The 18,258-nt window shown below is 73.7% G+C and carries 7 protein-coding genes and 1 pseudogene; all 8 read left to right on the top strand.

Annotated features, from left to right (window positions below):
• The 8 genes and pseudogenes from ACGF3I_RS11140 (at position 1) to ahcY (ending at position 18,251) form a co-directional block, all read left to right on the top strand.
• Entirely contained in the window at positions 1 to 6,693 is a 6,693-nt protein-coding gene (locus tag ACGF3I_RS11140) for an SDR family NAD(P)-dependent oxidoreductase (protein WP_393130452.1), read from the top strand.
• 56 nt (positions 6,694 to 6,749) lie between these two features.
• Positions 6,750 to 8,939, top strand: a pseudogene (locus ACGF3I_RS11145) (type I polyketide synthase); the annotation flags it as partial.
• A 702-nt stretch (positions 8,940 to 9,641) separates the two neighbouring features.
• Entirely contained in the window at positions 9,642 to 10,031 is a 390-nt protein-coding gene (locus tag ACGF3I_RS11150; RefSeq protein ID WP_393130454.1) for an acyl-CoA carboxylase epsilon subunit, read from the top strand.
• Positions 10,032 to 10,157: 126 nt separating this feature from the next.
• Complete coding sequence (gene metK, locus ACGF3I_RS11155; protein WP_393130456.1) at positions 10,158 to 11,378, top strand: methionine adenosyltransferase; 1,221 nt, start codon at positions 10,158 to 10,160, stop codon at positions 11,376 to 11,378.
• 22 nt (positions 11,379 to 11,400) lie between these two features.
• Positions 11,401 to 12,384, top strand: coding sequence for a carbohydrate kinase family protein (locus tag ACGF3I_RS11160; protein ID WP_393130458.1), 984 nt, complete (start codon positions 11,401 to 11,403; stop codon positions 12,382 to 12,384).
• On the top strand, positions 12,381 to 15,887 hold the full coding sequence (metH, locus tag ACGF3I_RS11165) for a methionine synthase (protein WP_393130460.1): 3,507 nt from the start codon (positions 12,381 to 12,383) through the stop codon (positions 15,885 to 15,887). Before ACGF3I_RS11160 ends, metH begins: the two co-directional genes overlap by 4 nt.
• Positions 15,884 to 16,849: a methylenetetrahydrofolate reductase [NAD(P)H] gene (metF, locus tag ACGF3I_RS11170; protein WP_393130461.1), complete on the top strand. Its 966-nt coding sequence runs from the start codon at positions 15,884 to 15,886 to the stop codon at positions 16,847 to 16,849. The genes metH and metF overlap by 4 nt, the downstream gene beginning before the upstream one ends.
• Positions 16,827 to 18,251 carry an adenosylhomocysteinase gene (gene ahcY, locus ACGF3I_RS11175; protein ID WP_393130463.1) on the top strand — a complete coding sequence of 475 codons (1,425 nt, stop codon included), beginning with the start codon at positions 16,827 to 16,829 and terminating at the stop codon, positions 18,249 to 18,251. The genes metF and ahcY overlap by 23 nt, the downstream gene beginning before the upstream one ends.
• Positions 18,252 to 18,258 lie beyond the last annotated feature (7 nt).

Below are 18,258 nucleotides of genomic sequence, written 5' to 3' on the forward strand. Positions count from 1 at the left end.
GTGTTCGGTCGGATGGCTAACGAGGACAAGCTTCGCGACTATCTGAAGAAGGTCACCACCGACCTCCACGCCACCCGGCAGCGGCTGCGCGAGCACGACGAGCGCCGGCACGAGCCGATCGCGGTGGTGGGCATGGGCTGCCGTTTCCCCGGCGGGGTGGAGTCCCCCGAGGACCTGTGGGACCTGGTCGCCACCGGCACCGACGCGATGGGCGGCTTCCCGGCCGACCGGGGCTGGGACGTGGACGGCCTGTACGACCCGGAGCCCGGCAGGCCCGGGAAGTCATACGTCAAGGAAGGCGGTTTCCTGCACGGGGCCGCCGCGTTCGACGCGGGCTTCTTCGGGATCTCCTCCCGGGAGGCGACCGCGATGGATCCGCAGCAGCGGCTGCTCCTGGAGACCACGTGGGAGGCGCTGGAGCGGGCGGGCATCGACCCGACGGCGCTGCGCGGCACCGACGCGGGCGTGTTCGTCGGCCTGATGTACCACGACTACACCGCCCGCCTCGGCCAGCTGCCGCAGGAGTACGAGGGCTACGCCGTCACCGGCGGCTCCTCCAGCGTGGCGTCCGGCCGCATCGCGTACACCCTGGGACTCGAGGGCCCGGCGGTCACCGTGGACACCGCCTGCTCCTCTTCCCTCGTCACCCTGCACCTGGCCGTCCAGTCGCTGCGCCGCGGCGAGTGCGGCCTCGCCCTGGCCGGGGGCGCGGCCGTGATGCCCACCCCGACGATCTTCCTGGAGTTCTCGCGCCAGCGGGGCCTGGCTCCCGACGGCCGCAGCAAGGCCTTCGCGGCGGGCGCCGACGGCACGAGCTGGGGCGAGGGCGTGGGCCTGCTCGTCCTCATGCGCCTCTCGGACGCGGTGCGCGGGGGCCATCGCGTGCTGGCCGTGGTCCGCGGCTCCGCCGTCAATCAGGACGGCGCCAGCAACGGGCTCACCGCCCCCAACGGCCCCTCCCAGGTACGGGTGATCCGCCAGGCCCTCGCCGACGCGGGCCTCGCCCCCGGCGAGGTCGACGCCGTCGAAGCGCACGGCACCGGCACCAGGCTCGGCGACCCCATCGAGGCCCAGGCGCTGCTCGACACCTACGGCCAGGAGCGGCCCGCCCAGCGGCCGTTGCTGCTCGGCTCCCTCAAGTCGAACCTCGGCCACACCCAGGCCGCCGCCGGGGTCGGCGGCGTCATCAAGATGGTGATGGCGCTGCGCGCGGGCGTGGTCCCCAAGACCTTGCACGTGGACGCGCCGACCCCGCACGTCGACTGGACGTCCGGCGCCGTCGAACTGGTCACCGACACCGTGGCCTGGCCCGAGACCGGCCGCCCGCGCCGCGCCGCCGTCTCCTCCTTCGGCATCAGCGGCACCAACGCGCACGTCATCCTGGAACAGGCCCCGGCACCCGCCCCGGCACCGAACGCATCCGCACCCGCCCCCGCCCCCACGTCCGTGGCGGTCGGGCCCGCGCAGGCAACGGCTCCGGTGCCCGCAGCATCCGCGCCCGCGCCCACCCCGTCCGTGCCCGGCACCGGCACCCCGCTGTTCACGGGCGGCCCGCACCTGTGGCCGCTCTCCGCCCGCGGCACCGCCGCCCTGGCCGGGCAGGCCGCCAGGCTGGTGGAGTTCGCCGAGGCCCGGCCCGAGACGGACCCCGCCGCCATCGCCCACGCGCTCGTCTCGACCCGAGCCACCCTCTCCCACCGGGCCGTGGCCATCGGCGCGGACCGCGCGGAGCTCACCGCGGCGCTGGCCGCGCTCGCCGCGGGCGCCGCGTCCCCGCACCTGGTCCACGCCGAGGCCACCGGCGGCCGACCGGTGTTCGTCTACCCGGGCCAGGGCGCCCAGTGGCCCGCCATGGGCCGTGAACTCCTCGCGTCCTCACCGGTGTTCCGCACCGCGGTCGAGGAGTGCGAAAGGGCGCTGACCCGCCACGTCGACTGGTCCCTGACCGCGGTGCTGAGCGGCGCGCCCGACGCACCGCCCCTGGAGCGCGTCGACGTGGTCCAGCCCGCCCTGTTCGCCGTCATGATCGGCCTCACCGAGGTGTGGCGCGCCGCCGGCATCCGCCCGGCCGCCGTGATCGGCCAGTCCCAGGGCGAGATAGCCGCCGCCTACGTCAGCGGCGCGCTCTCCCTCGACGACGCCGTCCGCATCGTCGCCCTGCGCAGCCTCATCACCCGCGAACGGCTGGCCGGCAGCGGCGCCATGGCCTCCGTGATGCTGCCCGCCGACCGGGTGGCCGAACTCCTCGAAGGCCAGACGGAGATCCAGATCGCCTCCGTCAGCGGCGCCGCCACCACCGTCGTGGCCGGTCGCCCCGCGCCCCTGGAAGCACTGCTCGCGGCGTGGGAGGCGCAGGGCGTCAGGTCCCGTCGCGTCGCCGTGGACTACGCCTCCCACACCGATCACGTCGCCCCGATCGAGGCCGAACTCCTGGACGCGCTCGCGCCGGTGGCGCCACGGCCCACCCGCATCCCCTTCTACTCCACCGTCACCGGCCAGGCCCTGGAGGGCACCGCCCTCGACGCCGCGTACTGGTACCGCAACCTGCGCCGGACGGTCCGCTTCGCCGACGGCGTCCGCACCCTCATCGAGCACGGCCACCGCGTCTTCGTCGAGCCCACCGCGCACCCCCTGCTCACCGGAGCCATCCAGGAGATCGCGGAGGCCGCCGGGCACGACGTGGTGGCCGTGGAGACCCTGCGCCGCGACGACGGCGGCCCGGTGCGCCTGGCCACCTCGCTGGCCCGCGCGCACGCGCACGGCCTGCCCCTGGACTGGACGGCCGTGCTCGGCGCCCCGGCCCAGCACGGTGACCCGGTCGAGCTGCCCACGTACGCCTTCCAGCGCGCGCCGTACTGGCTGGACGCGCCCGCCACCGCCGCCGACGCGGCCGGCCTCGGCCTCGTCCCGCTGGACCACCCGCTGCTGGGCGCCGCGGCCGAGAACGCCGAGGACGGCAGCACCCTGCTCACCGGCCGGATCTCCCTGCACAGCCACCCCTGGCTCGCCGACCACGCTGTCCACGGCACCGTCCTGGTCCCCGGCACCGCGCTCCTCGAACTCCTCGTGCGGGCCGGCGACCACGTCGGCTGCGACCTGATCGACGAACTCGACCTCGCCAGGCCCCTGGTGGCGCCCCGCGAGGGCGGCCTGCGCATCCAGTGCGTCATCGCCGCCCCCGACGCCGACGGCGGCCGAGCCGTGGCCGTCCACTCGCGCCGCGAGGACGCGCCCGACGCCGAGTGGACCTACCACGCCGGGGGCCGGATCGCCGTCGACGGACCCGGCGGCCCCGCCCCGGCCGCCCCCGCCATCTGGCCGCCGCGCGGAGCCGAAGGCATCGACACCGAGGGCGCCTACGACCGCCTCGCCGAGGCCGGATACGCCTACGGGCCCGCCTTCCGGGGGCTGACCGCCGCATGGCACCAGGGTGCGGACCTGTACGCGGAGGTCACCCTCCCCGAGGCGCGGCACGCCGAGACCGGAGACTTCACCCTGCACCCCGCGCTCCTTGACGCCGCCCTCCACCCGCTGATCGTGCGCGGTCCCGAGGGCGCGGGCACCGGGCAGGTGGTGCTGCCCTTCGGCTGGTCCGGCGTCCGGGTGCACGCCACCGGAGCCACCCGCCTGCGGGTGCGCCTGACCCGCAACGCCGACGACACCGTGGGCCTGACCGCCTGGGACCCGGCCGGGTCCGTCGTCTTCACGGCCGACTCGCTGTCCGTACGCGCCCTCGCCCCCGGCGCGCTGACGACGGCGGACGACGCCGGGGCCCGGCGTTCCCTGTACGCGGTGACCTGGTCCCCGCTGGACGAGCCTGCCCCCCCTGCCGCGCCCGGCGGGACCCCCGCGCCGCTCGCCGTGCTCGGCACCGGCCATGGCCTCGGCGGCCCCGCCGAGGACCACCACGCCACCGTGCCCGCCCTGGTGGACGCGCTCGCCGGGGGTGGCCCGGCGCCCGCCGCGGTGCTCGCCCCCGTCGCCACCTCCGCCCCGCTGCCCGGCGAAAACCCGGCCCGCGCCGCGCACGCCGAACTCACCGCAGCCCTGGGCCTGATCAGGGACTGGCTCGCCCACGAGGTGCTCACCGACGTGCCCCTCGTCCTGGTCACCCGGGGAGCCGTCGCCACCGGCCCGCACGAGCGCCCCGCCTCCCTGACCGGCGCCGCGCTCTGGGGTCTCGTACGCTCCGCCCGGCGCGAACACCCCGGCCGCTTCGCCCTGCTCGACCTCGACCGCCCCACCGATGCCCGCGAACTGCCCGCCGTGCTGGCCACGTTGCTGCGAACCGAGCCGGAACTCGCCCTGCGCGGCGGTCGGTTCCACCTGCCGCGACTGACCCGGGCCGCCGACGACGCGGCGCCGGACGTCCCCGGGACCGACGCCTGGCGTCTGGTGTCGCGGGACAAGGGCAGCCTGGAGGGCCTGGCCTTCGCCGACGCCCCCGAGGCGCGGGCCCCGCTCGCCGGGGGCCAGGTGCGGATCGCGGTCCGCGCCGCGGGCCTCAACTTCCATGACGTGGTGCTCGCCCTCGGCATGATCGAGGAGGACCGCGACCGGTTCGGCTACGAGGCCGCGGGCGTGGTCGTCGAGACCGCGCCCGACGTGGTGGGACTGGCCCCGGGGGACCGCGTACTCGGCCTGGTCCGCGACGGGTTCGGCCCACTCGCGATCGCCGACCACCGCCTGCTCGCCCCCGTCCCCGAGGGATGGAGCTTCGCCCGGGCCGCCTCGGTGCCGGTCGCCTTCCTCACCGCGTACTACGGTCTGGTCGACCTGGGCGGGATCCGGCCGGGCGACACCGTGCTGGTGCACGCCGCGGCCGGTGGCGTCGGCATGGCCGCCGTCCAGCTCGCCCGCCACCTCGGCGCGGAGGTGTACGCCACCGCGAGCCGCGGCAAGTGGGAGGTGCTGCGCGCCGCCGGACTCGACGAGGCCCACATCCACGACTCGCGCTCCCTCGCCTTCGAGGACGGGATCCGGCGCGCCACCGGCGGCCGGGGCGTGGACATCGTCCTCGGCTCCCTCGCCGGTGAGTTCGTCGACGCGTCGCTGCGCCTGCTGGCCCCGGCGGGCCGGCAGATCGAGATGGGCAAGACCGACATACGCGACCCGCGCCGGGTCGCCGCCGACCACCCGGGCCGCGCCTACCACGCCTACGACCTCAACACCGTCGCCCCCGAGCGGGTACGGGACATGCTCGCCGAGGTCATGGCCCGGCTCGCCGACCACACGCTGACGGCACTGCCGACCGCCGCCTGGGACATCCGCCGGGCCCCGGCCGCCTTCCGCCACATGAGCCAGGCCCGCCACACCGGCAAGCTCGTCCTCACCGTCCCGCGCTCCCTGAACCCGCACGGCACGGCCCTCATCGCCGGCGGCACCGGCACCCTCGGCGCCCTCGTCGCCCGCCACCTGGTCACCGAACACGGCGTGCGTCACCTGCTTCTGACGAGCCGACAGGGCCATCGGGCACCCGGCGCGGACGCCCTCGCCGCCGAACTCACCGCCCTGGGCGCCCGGGTGACCGTCGCCGCCTGCGACGCCGCCGACCGCGAGGCGCTCGCCACCACCCTGGCCACCGTCGACCCCGCGCACCCGCTCACCGCGGTGGTGCACGCGGCGGGCACCCTCGACGACACCGCCGTCGAACAGCTCACCCCCGAGCAGCTGGACCGGGTGCTGCGGCCCAAGGCCGACGCCGCATGGCACCTGCACGAGCTGACCCGTGACCTCGACCTCGCCGCGTTCGTGCTCTTCTCCTCCGCCGCCGGCACCCTCGGCACGGCGGGCCAGGCCAACTACTCCGCCGCCAACGCCTTCCTCGACGCCCTGGCCACCGTCCGGCGCGCCGAGGGACTGCCCGCCGTGTCCCTCGCCTGGGGGCTGTGGGCGCAGACCAGCACCCTCACCGGCACCCTCGGCGACAAGGACCTGCGCAGGCTCGCCCGTACCGGCGTCGCCGCCCTGCCCACCGAGGAGGCCCTGGCCCTGCTGGACGCGGGCCTGGCCGCCGACCGTCCCGCGCTGGTACCCGTACGGCTCGACACGCGGGGCCTGGCCGCCTCCGGGGCGGAGCCCCCCGCCCTGCTGCGCGGCCTGGTCCGCAGCCCCGCACGCAGACGGGCCGAGGCGGGAACGGCGGCCGTGGGAGCGGCTCTGGCCGACCGGCTGACGCCGCTGCCCGAGGCGGAGCGCCGACGCGTCCTGCTCGACCTGGTGCGGGAACACGCCGCCGTGGTCCTCGGCGAGGCCTCGCCCGCCGCGGTCGGCCCGCACCGCGCCTTCAAGGAGCTGGGTTCGGACTCGCTCACCTCGGTCGAACTGCGCAACCGCCTCAAGGCCGCCACCAGCCTGAAACTGCCCGCCACCCTGGTCTTCGACCACCCCACCCCCGCCGCCCTCGCCGAGTTCCTGTACGAGGAGCTGGCGCTCGACGGTGCGGCCGTCCCCGAGGACGGCGGCGGCATCGACGAGGCGGCGCTGCGCCGCCTGGAGGCCGAGGCCGAGGCCCTGCTCGCCACCGCCCCCGACCGGGCGGCCCGGCACGACATCGGTGCCCGGCTGCGCGCCCTGGTCCAGCGCTGGGACGAGCCCGCCGGGGGAGCGGACGCCGACGGCGGCGACGACCTGCGCACCGCCACCGACGAGGAGCTGTTCGCCACCCTCGACGGCGAACTCGACCTGCTCTGACCCCTCTCCACCTCCCTCAAGCGACACACCTCAAGCGAGAAAGGCCGTATCCGACGATGGGGAACGGACCACACGGCGCCAGCGCCACCGAGGACAAGCTCCGCGACTATCTGCGCCGGGCCACCACCGAACTGCGCGAGACCAAGCGCCGGTTGCGCGAGACGGAGCTGCGCCGCACCGAACCGATCGCCATCGTCGGCATGGCCTGCCGCTACCCGGGCGGCACCGCCTCTCCCGAGGACCTGTGGGACCTGGTCGCCGAGGGCCGCGACGCGCTCAGCGAACTCCCCGACAACCGGGGCTGGGACACCGACAACCTCTACGACCCGGACCCCGACCGGCCCGGCCGCTCGTACGCCTTCGAGGGCGGATTCCTGCACGACGCCGACCGCTTCGACGCCGAGTTCTTCGGCATATCGCCGCGCGAGGCGGTCGCGATGGACCCGCAGCAGCGGCTGCTCCTCGAAACCTCGTGGGAGGCCCTGGAGCGGGCCGGAATCGACCCGCTGTCGGTGCGCGGCTCGCGCACCGGCGTCTACGTCGGCGCCATCGCGCAGGACTACGGGCCCCGACTGCACCAGCCGTGGGAGGGCACCGACGGCCACCTCCTCACCGGCACCACCGCCAGCGTGACCTCGGGCCGCATCGCGTACGTGCTGGGCCTGGAGGGCCCGGCCGTCACCGTCGACACGGCCTGCTCCTCCTCCCTGGTGGCCCTGCACCTGGCGGCCGAGTCGCTGCGCTCCGGCGAGAGCACCCTGGCCCTCGCGGGCGGCGTCACCGTCCTGGCCGCGCCCGGCGTGTTCGTGGAGTTCTCCCGCCAGCGGGGCATGGCACCCGACGGCCGCTGCAAGGCGTTCGCGGCCGGCGCGGACGGCACCGGCTGGGGGGAGGGCGTCGGTCTGCTGGTGCTGGAACGGCTCTCGGACGCCGTCCGCCACGGCCGCCGCGTGCTCGCCGTGCTCAAGGGCTCCGCCGTCAACCAGGACGGCGCCAGCAACGGGCTCACCGCCCCCAACGGCCCCTCGCAGCAGAAGGTGGTCCGCCAGGCACTGGAGCGCGCGGGGCTCGGGCCCGGTGACGTGGACGTGGTCGAGGCGCACGGCACCGGTACCCGGCTCGGCGACCCCATCGAGGCGGGCGCCCTGCTCGCCACGTACGGCAAGCGCCGGACGGGCGAGCCGCTGCTGCTCGGCTCCCTCAAGTCGAACATCGGCCACACCCAGGCCGCGGCCGGAGTGGGCGGCGTCATCAAGATGGTGATGGCGCTGCGCGCGGGCCTCGTCCCCAAGACCCTGCACGTGGACGCGCCCACCCCGAACGTGGAGTGGGACAGCGGCGCGGTGGAACTGGTCACCGAGCCCCGGCCCTGGCCCGAGACGGGGCGGCCGCGCCGCGCGGCCGTCTCCTCCTTCGGTATCAGCGGCACCAACGCCCACGTCATCCTGGAACAGGCGCCGGCGGCCCACCCGGCGAACGAGAACCCGGCCACCCCCGCCACCGACGACCCGACGCCCCCGGCCTCGACCCCCGACTCCCCGGCCGCCCCCGGTTCCGCCGCCGCCCAGGCCGATGCCGCGTCCGGCGCCCCGTCCCCGGCCGGGACCGCCGCCCCCGCGCTGCGCACCCCGGAGTGTGCGTGGCCCCTCTCGGCGCGCACCCCGGAGGCACTGTGCGCCCAGGCCTCCCGGCTCCTGGAGTTCAGCCTCGCCCACCCCGGCACGTCCGACGCGGCGATCACCAGGGCGCTGGCCCGCGGCCGCGCCGACCTCGGCCTGCGAGCCGTGGTCCTCGGCACCTCGCGCGCCGAACTCGAAGCCGGTCTACGGGCGTTGGCAGCGGGCCGGCCCTCGCCGCACGTGATGCTCGGCGCGGCCGGTGACGAGCGGATCGGCTACGTCCTGCCCGCCCCCGGCAGCGACTGGCGCCGCACGGCCACGCTGCTCGCCGAGGGCTCACCGGTGTTTCGCGAGCGTCTGAGGGAGTGCGCCCGTGCTCTCGGCGCACACACCGGCGCCCCGGTGATCGAGTCCGTCCTCGATCCGGACGGCGCGATGACCGACCCGACCACCGAGCGGTGCGCCCGCTTCGCCGTCTGCGTGGCGCTGCTGCACCTGTGGGCCGAACTGGGCGTGCGCCCCGACCACTTCGCGGTCGCCGGGGACCACGGCGACCCCGCGCGGGAGGCCGCCGCCGCGCACGCGGGCGGCAGCCTGTCCCTCGACGGAGCCGCCCGTGCCGTCGCCCGCGGGGAGCGGCCCGCCGCGACCCCGCACGAGGCCCGCCCCGAGGTCTCCCGCGCCGCGGAGCGAGGCCCCGAGGTGACGCTCGTGCACCCGTCCTCGGTCCTCGCACCGCTCGCCGACGCCTACGTCCACGGGGCGCCGGTCGACTGGGCCGCCACCGCACGGGCGGCCGCGCCCGGCGAGGACCCCGTCGACCTGCCCACGTACGCCTTCCAGCGCCAGTCCTACTGGCTCGGCGCGCTCCAACCCGCGGTCAGCGAACGCCAGTTGCTCGCCTGGGAGCCCGCTGCGCCGGACCGTACGGAGGGCCGCCGACTGGCGCTGGTACCCGCGGCGCTCGTCGACGATCCCTTCTGCGTCGCGGCGGTCGAGGCGCTCAGCGCCGACGGTACTCCGGTCCTCACCCGCACCGTCGACCTCGCGGCCGTGGCTGACGAGGAGGCCCTCGCCGCCCGGCTCACCGAGGCCGTGACCGAGGCGCGGCCGACCGCCGTGCTCAGCCTGCTCGCGGCCGACGCCACCGAGTGCTCCGAGCAACTCGCCCTGCCGCGTGGTGCGTTGGCCACCCTGGTGCTGGCCCGCGTACTGCACGGGCTGCCCGGACGACCCGACCTGTGGTGCGCCACCGACGACACCCGCGACCACCCCGCCCCCGCCGCCCTCGCCTGGGCGGTCTGAACCCGCACCCGGATGGGACGCGCCATGACCACTGCCGTGCTTCCTGCCGTGACCCGTGACGAGCCCACCACGTGGGCCGCCCCCGCCCCCGCCGAGCCCGCCGCCGCGCCCGCCGTACAACCCCCCGCTCCAGCGGGCGCGGCTGACCCCGAGCCCGGCGCCGAGCCCCCCGCCGCGTCGCCGCCCGACGGCCTCACCCCGGAGCAGCAGCTGCACGTCCTGCGCTTCGTCCGGGGCCGCCCCGACGCGTACCAGACCGCCGCCGTGACACTGGCCCTGCTGGCCGTGGTGCGCGGCGGCGCCCGTCCGGACCGGGCCACCACCCCTGCCCCGGAGGCCACTTGGGGCTACGACCGCACCTACCGGGCCCCCGGCTCGTGGGCCTCCGCTCGCCGCTTCAGCCCGGGCCGATGACCGCTTTAGCGCCTTGCAAGGACCCGACTCGACGCTCCTTGAGCCGGCCCCGCTCGCCCTCACCAGCCCCGCCCTCACTCGCCCTGCCCCCACCAGCCCCGCCCCCACCAGTGGAGAAGAGATTTCATGTCGCGCCGTCTGTTCACCTCGGAGTCCGTGACCGAGGGCCACCCCGACAAGATCGCCGACCGGATCAGCGACACCGTCCTCGACGCGCTCCTCGCCCAGGACCCCGCCTCCCGCGTTGCCGTCGAAACCCTGATCACCACCGGCCAGGTGCACATCGCCGGCGAGGTCACCACCACCGCGTACGCCCCCATCGCCCAGCTCGTCCGGGACACCGTCCTGGCCATCGGCTACGACTCCTCCGCCAAGGGCTTCGACGGTGCCTCCTGCGGCGTCTCGGTGTCCATCGGCGCCCAGTCCCCGGACATCGCGCAGGGCGTCGACACCGCGTACGAGCAGCGGGTCGGTACCGCCGCGGGCGAGGAGGGGGACGAACTGGACCGGCAGGGCGCCGGCGACCAGGGCCTGATGTTCGGCTACGCCTGCGACGAGACCCCCGCCCTGATGCCGCTGCCGATCCACCTCGCGCACCGGCTCGCGCACCGCCTGACCGAGGTCCGCAAGAACGGCACGCTCCCGTACCTGCGCCCCGACGGCAAGACCCAGGTCACCATCGAGTACGACGGCGACACCCCCGTCCGCCTCGACACCGTGGTCGTCTCCTCGCAACACGCCGCGGACATCGACCTCGACGGCCTCCTCGTGCCGGACGTGCGCGAACACGTCGTGGAACAGGTCATCGCCCAACTCGCCGCAGACGGGATCAAGTTGGAGACCGAGGGCTACCGCCTTCTGGTCAACCCGACCGGCCGGTTCGAGATCGGCGGGCCGATGGGCGACGCGGGCCTGACCGGTCGCAAGATCATCATCGACACGTACGGCGGCTACGCCCGGCACGGCGGCGGCGCCTTCTCCGGCAAGGACCCCTCCAAGGTCGACCGCTCGGCCGCCTACGCCCTGCGCTGGGTCGCCAAGAACGTCGTCGCCGCGGGCCTCGCGAACCGCTGCGAGGTGCAGGTCGCGTACGCCATCGGCAAGGCCGAGCCGGTCGGCCTGTTCGTCGAGACCTTCGGCACCGCGAAGGTGGCGGCGGCCAGGATCGAGCGGGCCGTCGCCGAGGTCTTCGACCTCCGCCCGGCCGCGATCATCCGCGACCTCGACCTGCTGCGCCCGATCTACGCCCAGACCGCCGCCTACGGCCACTTCGGCCGTGAGCTGGCGGACTTCACCTGGGAGCGCACCGACCGCGTGGACGCCCTGCGCGCCGCCGCCCGCATCTGACCGACCGAGGAAGGCCCACGCCATGCGCATCGCTCTCTCCGGCTCCATCGCCACCGACCATCTGATGGTCTACCCCGGCCGGTTCGCCGACCAGCTCGTGGCCGGCCGCCTGGAGCACGTCTCCCTCTCCTTCCTGGCGGACAGCCTGGACCTGCGCCGTGGGGGAGTGGCCGCGAACATCGCCTTCGGGCTCGGCCTGCTCGGCCTGCGCCCGATCCTGATCGGGGCCGTGGGCAGCGACTTCGGCGCGTACGAGGTCTGGCTCAAGGAGCACGGCGTGGACACCGAGTCGGTGCACGTCTTCCCCGCCCACCACACCGCCCGGTTCGTCTGCACCACGGACGCCGAGCACAACCAGATCGCCACCTTCTACGCGGGCGCGATGGCCGAGGCACGCACCATCGCCCTGGCACCGGTGGCCGAGCGGGCGGGCGAGCTCGACCTCGTCCTGGTCTCCCCTAACGACCCCGAGGCCATGCTGCGGCACGCCCGCGAGTGCCGGGAGCTCGGCATCCCCTTCGCCTCCGACCCCTCGCAGCAGCTCGCCCGGCTCGACCGGGAGGAGGTGCGCGCTCTGGTCGACGGCGCGGACACGCTCTTCACCAACGAGTACGAGTCCGCGCTGCTCCTGGAGCGCAGCGGCTGGACCGAGCGCCAGGTGCTGGACCGTACCCGCAGGTGGGTCACCACCCTCGGCGCGGCGGGCTCCCGCATCCGGCGTGCGGACCGGCCGACCCTGGAGATCCCGAGCGTCCCCACCACCGCCGCGGCGGACCCCACCGGGGTCGGCGACGCCTTCCGTTCCGGCTTCCTCGCCGCCACCGCCTGGGGCCTCCCGCTGGAGCGGGCGGCCCAGCTGGGCAGCGCGCTCGCCACCACCGTGCTGGAGCGGGTCGGGACACAGGAGTACGTACTCGACCGCGCGGAGCTGGCGCTCAGGCTCACCCTCGCCTACGGGCCCGAGGCGGCCGCGGAGTTCGCCCCGCACCTGGCGAGAGCGCTGTGAGCACGGCGGGGACCGGCCCGGCCGGCAGGGCGGCCGCCCTGCGCGAGGCGCTCGCCACCCGGGTGGTGGTGGCCGACGGTGCGATGGGCACGATGCTGCAGGCGCAGGACCCCACCCTGGAGGACTTCCAGGACCTCGAAGGCTGCAACGAGGTCCTGAACGTGACCCGGCCCGACATCGTGCGCACGGTCCACGAGGCGTACTTCGCGGTCGGTGTGGACTGCGTCGAGACCAACACCTTCGGCGCGAACCTCGCGGCGATGAGCGAGTACGACATCCCGGAGCGGGTCTTCGAGCTGTCGGAGTCCGGCGCGCGGATCGCCCGCGAGGTCGCCGACGAGTTCACCGCCTCCACCGGACAGCAGCGCTGGGTACTGGGCTCCATCGGTCCCGGCACCAAGCTGCCGACCCTCGGCCACATCGCGTACGCAACCATCCGTGACGCCTACCAGGCCAACGCGGAGGGGCTGTTGACCGGCGGCGCCGACGCGCTGCTCGTCGAGACGTCCCAGGACCTGCTCCAGACGAAGGCCGCGGTGATCGGCGCCCGCCGGGCGCTGGCCGCGCTCGGCCTCGACGTCCCCCTCATCTGCTCGGTGACCGTGGAGGCCACCGGGACGATGCTGCTGGGGTCGGAGATCGGGGCCGCGCTGACCGCTCTGGAACCGCTGGGCATCGACATGATCGGCCTGAACTGCGCCACCGGCCCCGCCGAGATGAGCGAGCACCTGCGCCACCTCGCGCGCAACGCGCGCATCCCGCTGTCCTGCATGCCGAACGCGGGCCTGCCCGTCCTGACCAAGGAAGGCGCCCACTACCCGCTGTCCCCGGCCGAACTGGCGGACGCCCAGGAGGGTTTCGTCCGCGACCACGGCCTGTCGTTGGTGGGCGGCTGCTGCGGAACGACGCCCGAGCACCTGCGGGCCATCGTGCAACGCGTCCGCGGCCTGACCCCGCCCGCTCGGCACCCGGCACCCGAGCCGGGTGCGGCCTCGCTCTACCAGACCGTGCCGTTCCGGCAGGACACCGCGTACATGGCGATCGGGGAGCGGACGAACGCGAACGGGTCGAAGAAGTTCCGGGAGGCGATGCTGGAGGGCCGCTGGGACGACTGTGTGGAGATGGCCCGGGACCAGATCCGCGAGGGCGCCCACATGCTCGACCTGTGCGTCGACTACGTGGGCCGCGACGGCGTGGCCGACATGGCCGAACTGGCCGGCCGCTTCGCGACCGCGTCGACGCTGCCGATCGTGCTGGATTCGACCGAACTGCCGGTGTTGCGGGCGGGGTTGGAGAAGCTGGGCGGGCGGGCGGTCATCAACTCGGTCAACTACGAGGACGGTGACGGACCGGAGTCGCGGTTCGTGAAGGTGACCGAACTGGCGGTGGAGCACGGTGCGGCGCTGATCGCGCTCACCATCGACGAGGAGGGCCAGGCCCGCACCGTCGAGACCAAGGTCGCCATCGCCGAGCGGCTGATCGCCGATCTGACCGGGAACTGGGGGGTGCACGAGTCGGACATCCTCATCGACACCCTCACCTTCACCATCTGCACCGGCCAGGAGGAGTCCCGCAAGGACGGTGTCGCCACCATCGAGGCGATCCGCGAGCTCAAGCGCCGTCACCCCGAGGTGCAGACCACGCTCGGCCTGTCCAACATCTCCTTCGGCCTCAACCCGGCCGCCCGCGTCGTGCTCAACTCCGTGTTCCTGGACGAGTGCGTCAAGGCCGGCCTGGACTCGGCGATCGTGCACGCCTCGAAGATCCTGCCGATCGCGCGCCTGGAGGAGGAGCAGGTCAAGGTCGCCCTGGACCTGATCTACGACCGCCGCGCGGAGGGTTATGACCCGTTGCAGCGGCTGATGGAGCTGTTCGAGGGCGTCAACATGAAGTCGATGAAGGCGGGCAAGGCCGAGGAACTGCTCGCGCTGCCGCTGGACGAGCGCCTCCAGCGCCGCATCATCGACGGCGAGAAGAACGGTCTTGAGGCCGATCTGGATGAGGCCCTCCAGGACACTCCCGCGCTCGACATCGTCAACAACACCCTGCTCGCCGGCATGAAGGTGGTCGGGGAGCTGTTCGGCTCGGGCCAGATGCAGCTGCCGTTCGTGCTCCAGTCCGCCGAGGTCATGAAGGCGGCCGTGGCCCACCTGGAGCCGCACATGGAGAAGTCGGACGCCGAGGGCAAGGGCACCATCGTCCTGGCCACCGTGCGCGGCGACGTCCACGACATCGGCAAGAACCTTGTCGACATCATCCTGTCCAACAACGGCTACAACGTCGTCAACCTCGGCATCAAGCAGCCCGTCTCCGCGATCCTGGAGGCCGCCGAGGAGCACCGCGCCGACGTGATCGGAATGTCCGGCCTGCTGGTGAAGTCGACGGTGATCATGAAGGAGAACCTGGAGGAGCTCAACCAGCGCAAGCTGGCCGCGGAGTACCCCGTCATCCTCGGCGGCGCGGCCCTCACCCGCGCCTACGTCGAACAGGACCTCCACGAGATCTACGAGGGCGAAGTCCGCTACGCCCGCGACGCCTTCGAAGGCCTGCGCCTCATGGACGCCCTCATGGCCGTACGGCGCGGAGTGCCGGGCGCCACCCTGCCCGAGCTCAAGCAACGCCGCGTCCTCCGACGGGACGTGGCGGCCCTCCGGGTCGAGGAGCCGTCCGACGGGGGCCGGTCCGACGTGGCCACCGACAACCCCGTCCCCACCCCGCCGTTCTGGGGCACCCGCGTCACCAAGGGCATCGCCCTGAAGGACTACGCGTCCTGGCTGGACGAAGGCGCGTTGTTCAAGGGCCAGTGGGGTCTGAAGCAGGCCCGCGGCGGCCCCTCGTACGAGGAACTGGCGGAGACCGCGGGCAGGCCCCGGCTGCGCGGGCTCCTCGACCGCCTGCACACCGAGAGCCTCCTCGAAGCGGCCGTGGTCCACGGCTACTTCCCCTGCGTGTCCAAGGGCGACGACCTCATCCTGCTCGACGAGCGCGGCTCGGAACGCACCCGCTTCACCTTTCCGCGCCAGCACCGGGGCCGCAGGCTGTGCCTCGCGGACTTCTTCCGCCCCGAGGAGTCGGGAGAGGTGGACGTGGTCGGCCTCCAGGTCGTCACGGTCGGCTCCCGCATCGGCGAGGAGACCGCCAAGCTCTTCGAGGCCAACGCCTACCGCGACTACCTCGAACTGCACGGCCTGTCCGTCCAGTTGGCCGAGGCGCTCGCCGAGTACTGGCACGCCCGGGTGCGCTGCGAACTGGGCATCGCGGCGGGTGATCCCACGTCCCTGGACGGCATGTTCCGTACCGAGTACCAGGGTTGCCGCTACTCGCTCGGCTACCCGGCCTGTCCCGACCTGGAGGACCGCGCGAAGATCGCGGACCTGCTCGGACCTGAGCGGATCGGCGTCCATCTCTCCGAGGAGTTCCAGCTCCACCCGGAGCAGTCCACCGACGCCATCGTCATCCACCACCCCGAAGCCGGATACTTCAATGCCGGAGGCCGGGCATGACGACCCTGCGCGAGATCCTCGCCGATGGCCGTCCCACCTTCTCCTTCGAGTTCTTCCCGCCGAAGACCGCCGCGGGCGAGCGCACCCTGTGGAACGCCATCCGCCGGATCGAGGCCTTCGCCCCGGCGTTCGTCTCCGTCACCTACGGGGCGGGCGGATCGTCGCGGGACCGCACTATCGAGGTCACCAAGCGGATAGCCACCGAGACCACCCTGCGCCCGGTGGCCCACCTGACCGCCGTCGGGCACTCCGTGGCGGAACTGCGGCACATCATCGGCCAGTACGCCGACGCGGGGATCCGGGACGTGCTCGCGCTGCGCGGCGACCCGCCGGGCGACCCGAAGGGCATCTGGACCCCCCACCCGCAGGGTTTCACCCACGCCCATGAACTCGTGCGTCTGATAGGGCAGTTGGGCGACTTCAGTGTGGGTGTCGCGGCCTTCCCCGAACGGCACCCGCGCTCACCCGACTGGACCGAGGACATCCGTCACTTCGTGGCCAAGTGCCGGGCCGGAGCCGACTACGCGATCACGCAGATGTTCTTCGACGTGACGGACTACCTGCGGCTGCGGGACCGGCTGGCCGAGGCGGGCTGCCCGACCCCCGTCATCCCCGAGATCATGCCCGCCACCGACATCCGCCAGGTCCGCCGGTTCGCCGAGCTGAGCGACGCGCGCTTCCCCGTTGCCCTCGCCTCGCGCCTGGAGGCCGCCCGCGACCACCCGGCCGACGGGCATCGCATCGGCGTCGAGTACGCCACCGCCATGGCGGAGCGGCTCCTGGCGGAGGGTGCCCCGGGCCTGCACTACATCACCCTCAACAAGTCGACGGCGACCCTCGACATCCACCAGAACATCGCGAGCCGGTGGGCGGCCCCGGCCCCCCGAGCCGTCCGGGCCGCCGCTCGCGCCCCCCAGCACACAACTCACAGGAGCACCCATGCCCTCGCAGGCACCCGCTGACTTCACCGACTTCAAGGTCGCCGACCTCTCCCTCGCCGCCTTCGGCCGCAAGGAGATCACTCTCGCCGAGCACGAGATGCCCGGTCTGATGTCGATCCGCAAGGAGTACGCCGCCACGCAGCCGCTGGCCGGCGCCCGTATCACCGGCTCGCTGCACATGACGGTGCAGACCGCCGTGCTGATCGAGACCCTGGTCGCCCTCGGCGCCGAGGTCCGCTGGGCCTCCTGCAACATCTTCTCCACCCAGGACCACGCCGCCGCGGCCGTCGCCGCCGCCGGGATCCCCGTCTTCGCCTGGAAGGGCGAGACCCTTGAGGAGTACTGGTGGTGCACGGAGCAGGCGCTGACCTGGCTGAACACCCCCACCGGCGGCCCGAACATGATCCTGGACGACGGCGGCGACGCCACCCTCCTGGTGCACAAGGGCGTGGAGTACCAGAAGGCGGGCTCGGTGCCCGACCCGTCCACCGCCGACCAGGACGAACTCGCGGTGATCCTCCGCCTGTTGGGCACCACCTCGATCGACTGGACGCAGCTGGCCTCGGAGATCCGTGGTGTGACGGAGGAGACCACGACGGGTGTCCACCGTCTCTACGAGATGATGCGCGACGGCGACCTCCTGTTCCCGGCGATCAATGTGAACGACGCCGTGACGAAGTCGAAGTTCGACAACAAGTACGGCTGCCGCCACTCCCTGATCGACGGCATCAACCGCGCCACCGACGTCCTGATCGGCGGCAAGACGGCGGTCGTGTGCGGCTACGGCGACGTCGGCAAGGGCTGCGCCGAGTCCCTGCGCGGGCAGGGCGCCCGTGTGATCATCACGGAGATCGACCCGATCTGCGCGCTTCAGGCGGCGATGGACGGCTACCAGGTCACGACGCTGGAGGAGGTCGTCGACAAGGCCGACATCTTCATCACCACGACGGGCAACAAGGACATCATCATGGCCGCGGACATGGCCAGGATGAAGCACCAGGCGATCGTCGGGAACATCGGGCACTTCGACAACGAGATCGACATGGCCGGGCTGGCCAGGATCCCCGGCGTCGTCAAGGACGAGGTGAAGCCCCAGGTGCACACCTGGACGTTCCCCGACGGCAAGGTGCTGATCGTCCTGTCCGAGGGCCGCCTGCTGAACCTGGGCAACGCGACCGGTCACCCGTCCTTCGTGATGTCCAACTCGTTCGCGGACCAGACGCTGGCGCAGATCGAGCTGTTCACCAAGCCGTCTCAGTACCCGACCGACGTCTACGTGCTGCCCAAGCACCTGGACGAGAAGGTCGCGCGCCTGCACCTGGCCTCGCTCGGCGTCAAGCTGACCGAGCTCCGCCCGGAGCAGGCCGCATACATCGGCGTCGAGGTAGAAGGCCCGTACAAGCCGGACCACTACCGCTACTGATCAGGAA

This window comes from Streptomyces sp. NPDC048111 (genome assembly GCF_043202815.1).
Taxonomy (GTDB): Bacteria; Actinomycetota; Actinomycetes; order Streptomycetales; family Streptomycetaceae; genus Streptomyces.

Coding starts and splice junctions, on each gene's coding strand:
- ACGF3I_RS11150 (WP_393130454.1), top strand. CDS start 9,642: ATGACCACTGCCGTGCTTCCTGCCGTGACCCGTGACGAGCCCACCACG.
- metK (WP_393130456.1), top strand. CDS start 10,158: ATGTCGCGCCGTCTGTTCACCTCGGAGTCCGTGACCGAGGGCCACCCC.
- ACGF3I_RS11160 (WP_393130458.1), top strand. CDS start 11,401: ATGCGCATCGCTCTCTCCGGCTCCATCGCCACCGACCATCTGATGGTC.
- metF (WP_393130461.1), top strand. CDS start 15,884: ATGACGACCCTGCGCGAGATCCTCGCCGATGGCCGTCCCACCTTCTCC.
- ahcY (WP_393130463.1), top strand. CDS start 16,827: ATGCCCTCGCAGGCACCCGCTGACTTCACCGACTTCAAGGTCGCCGAC.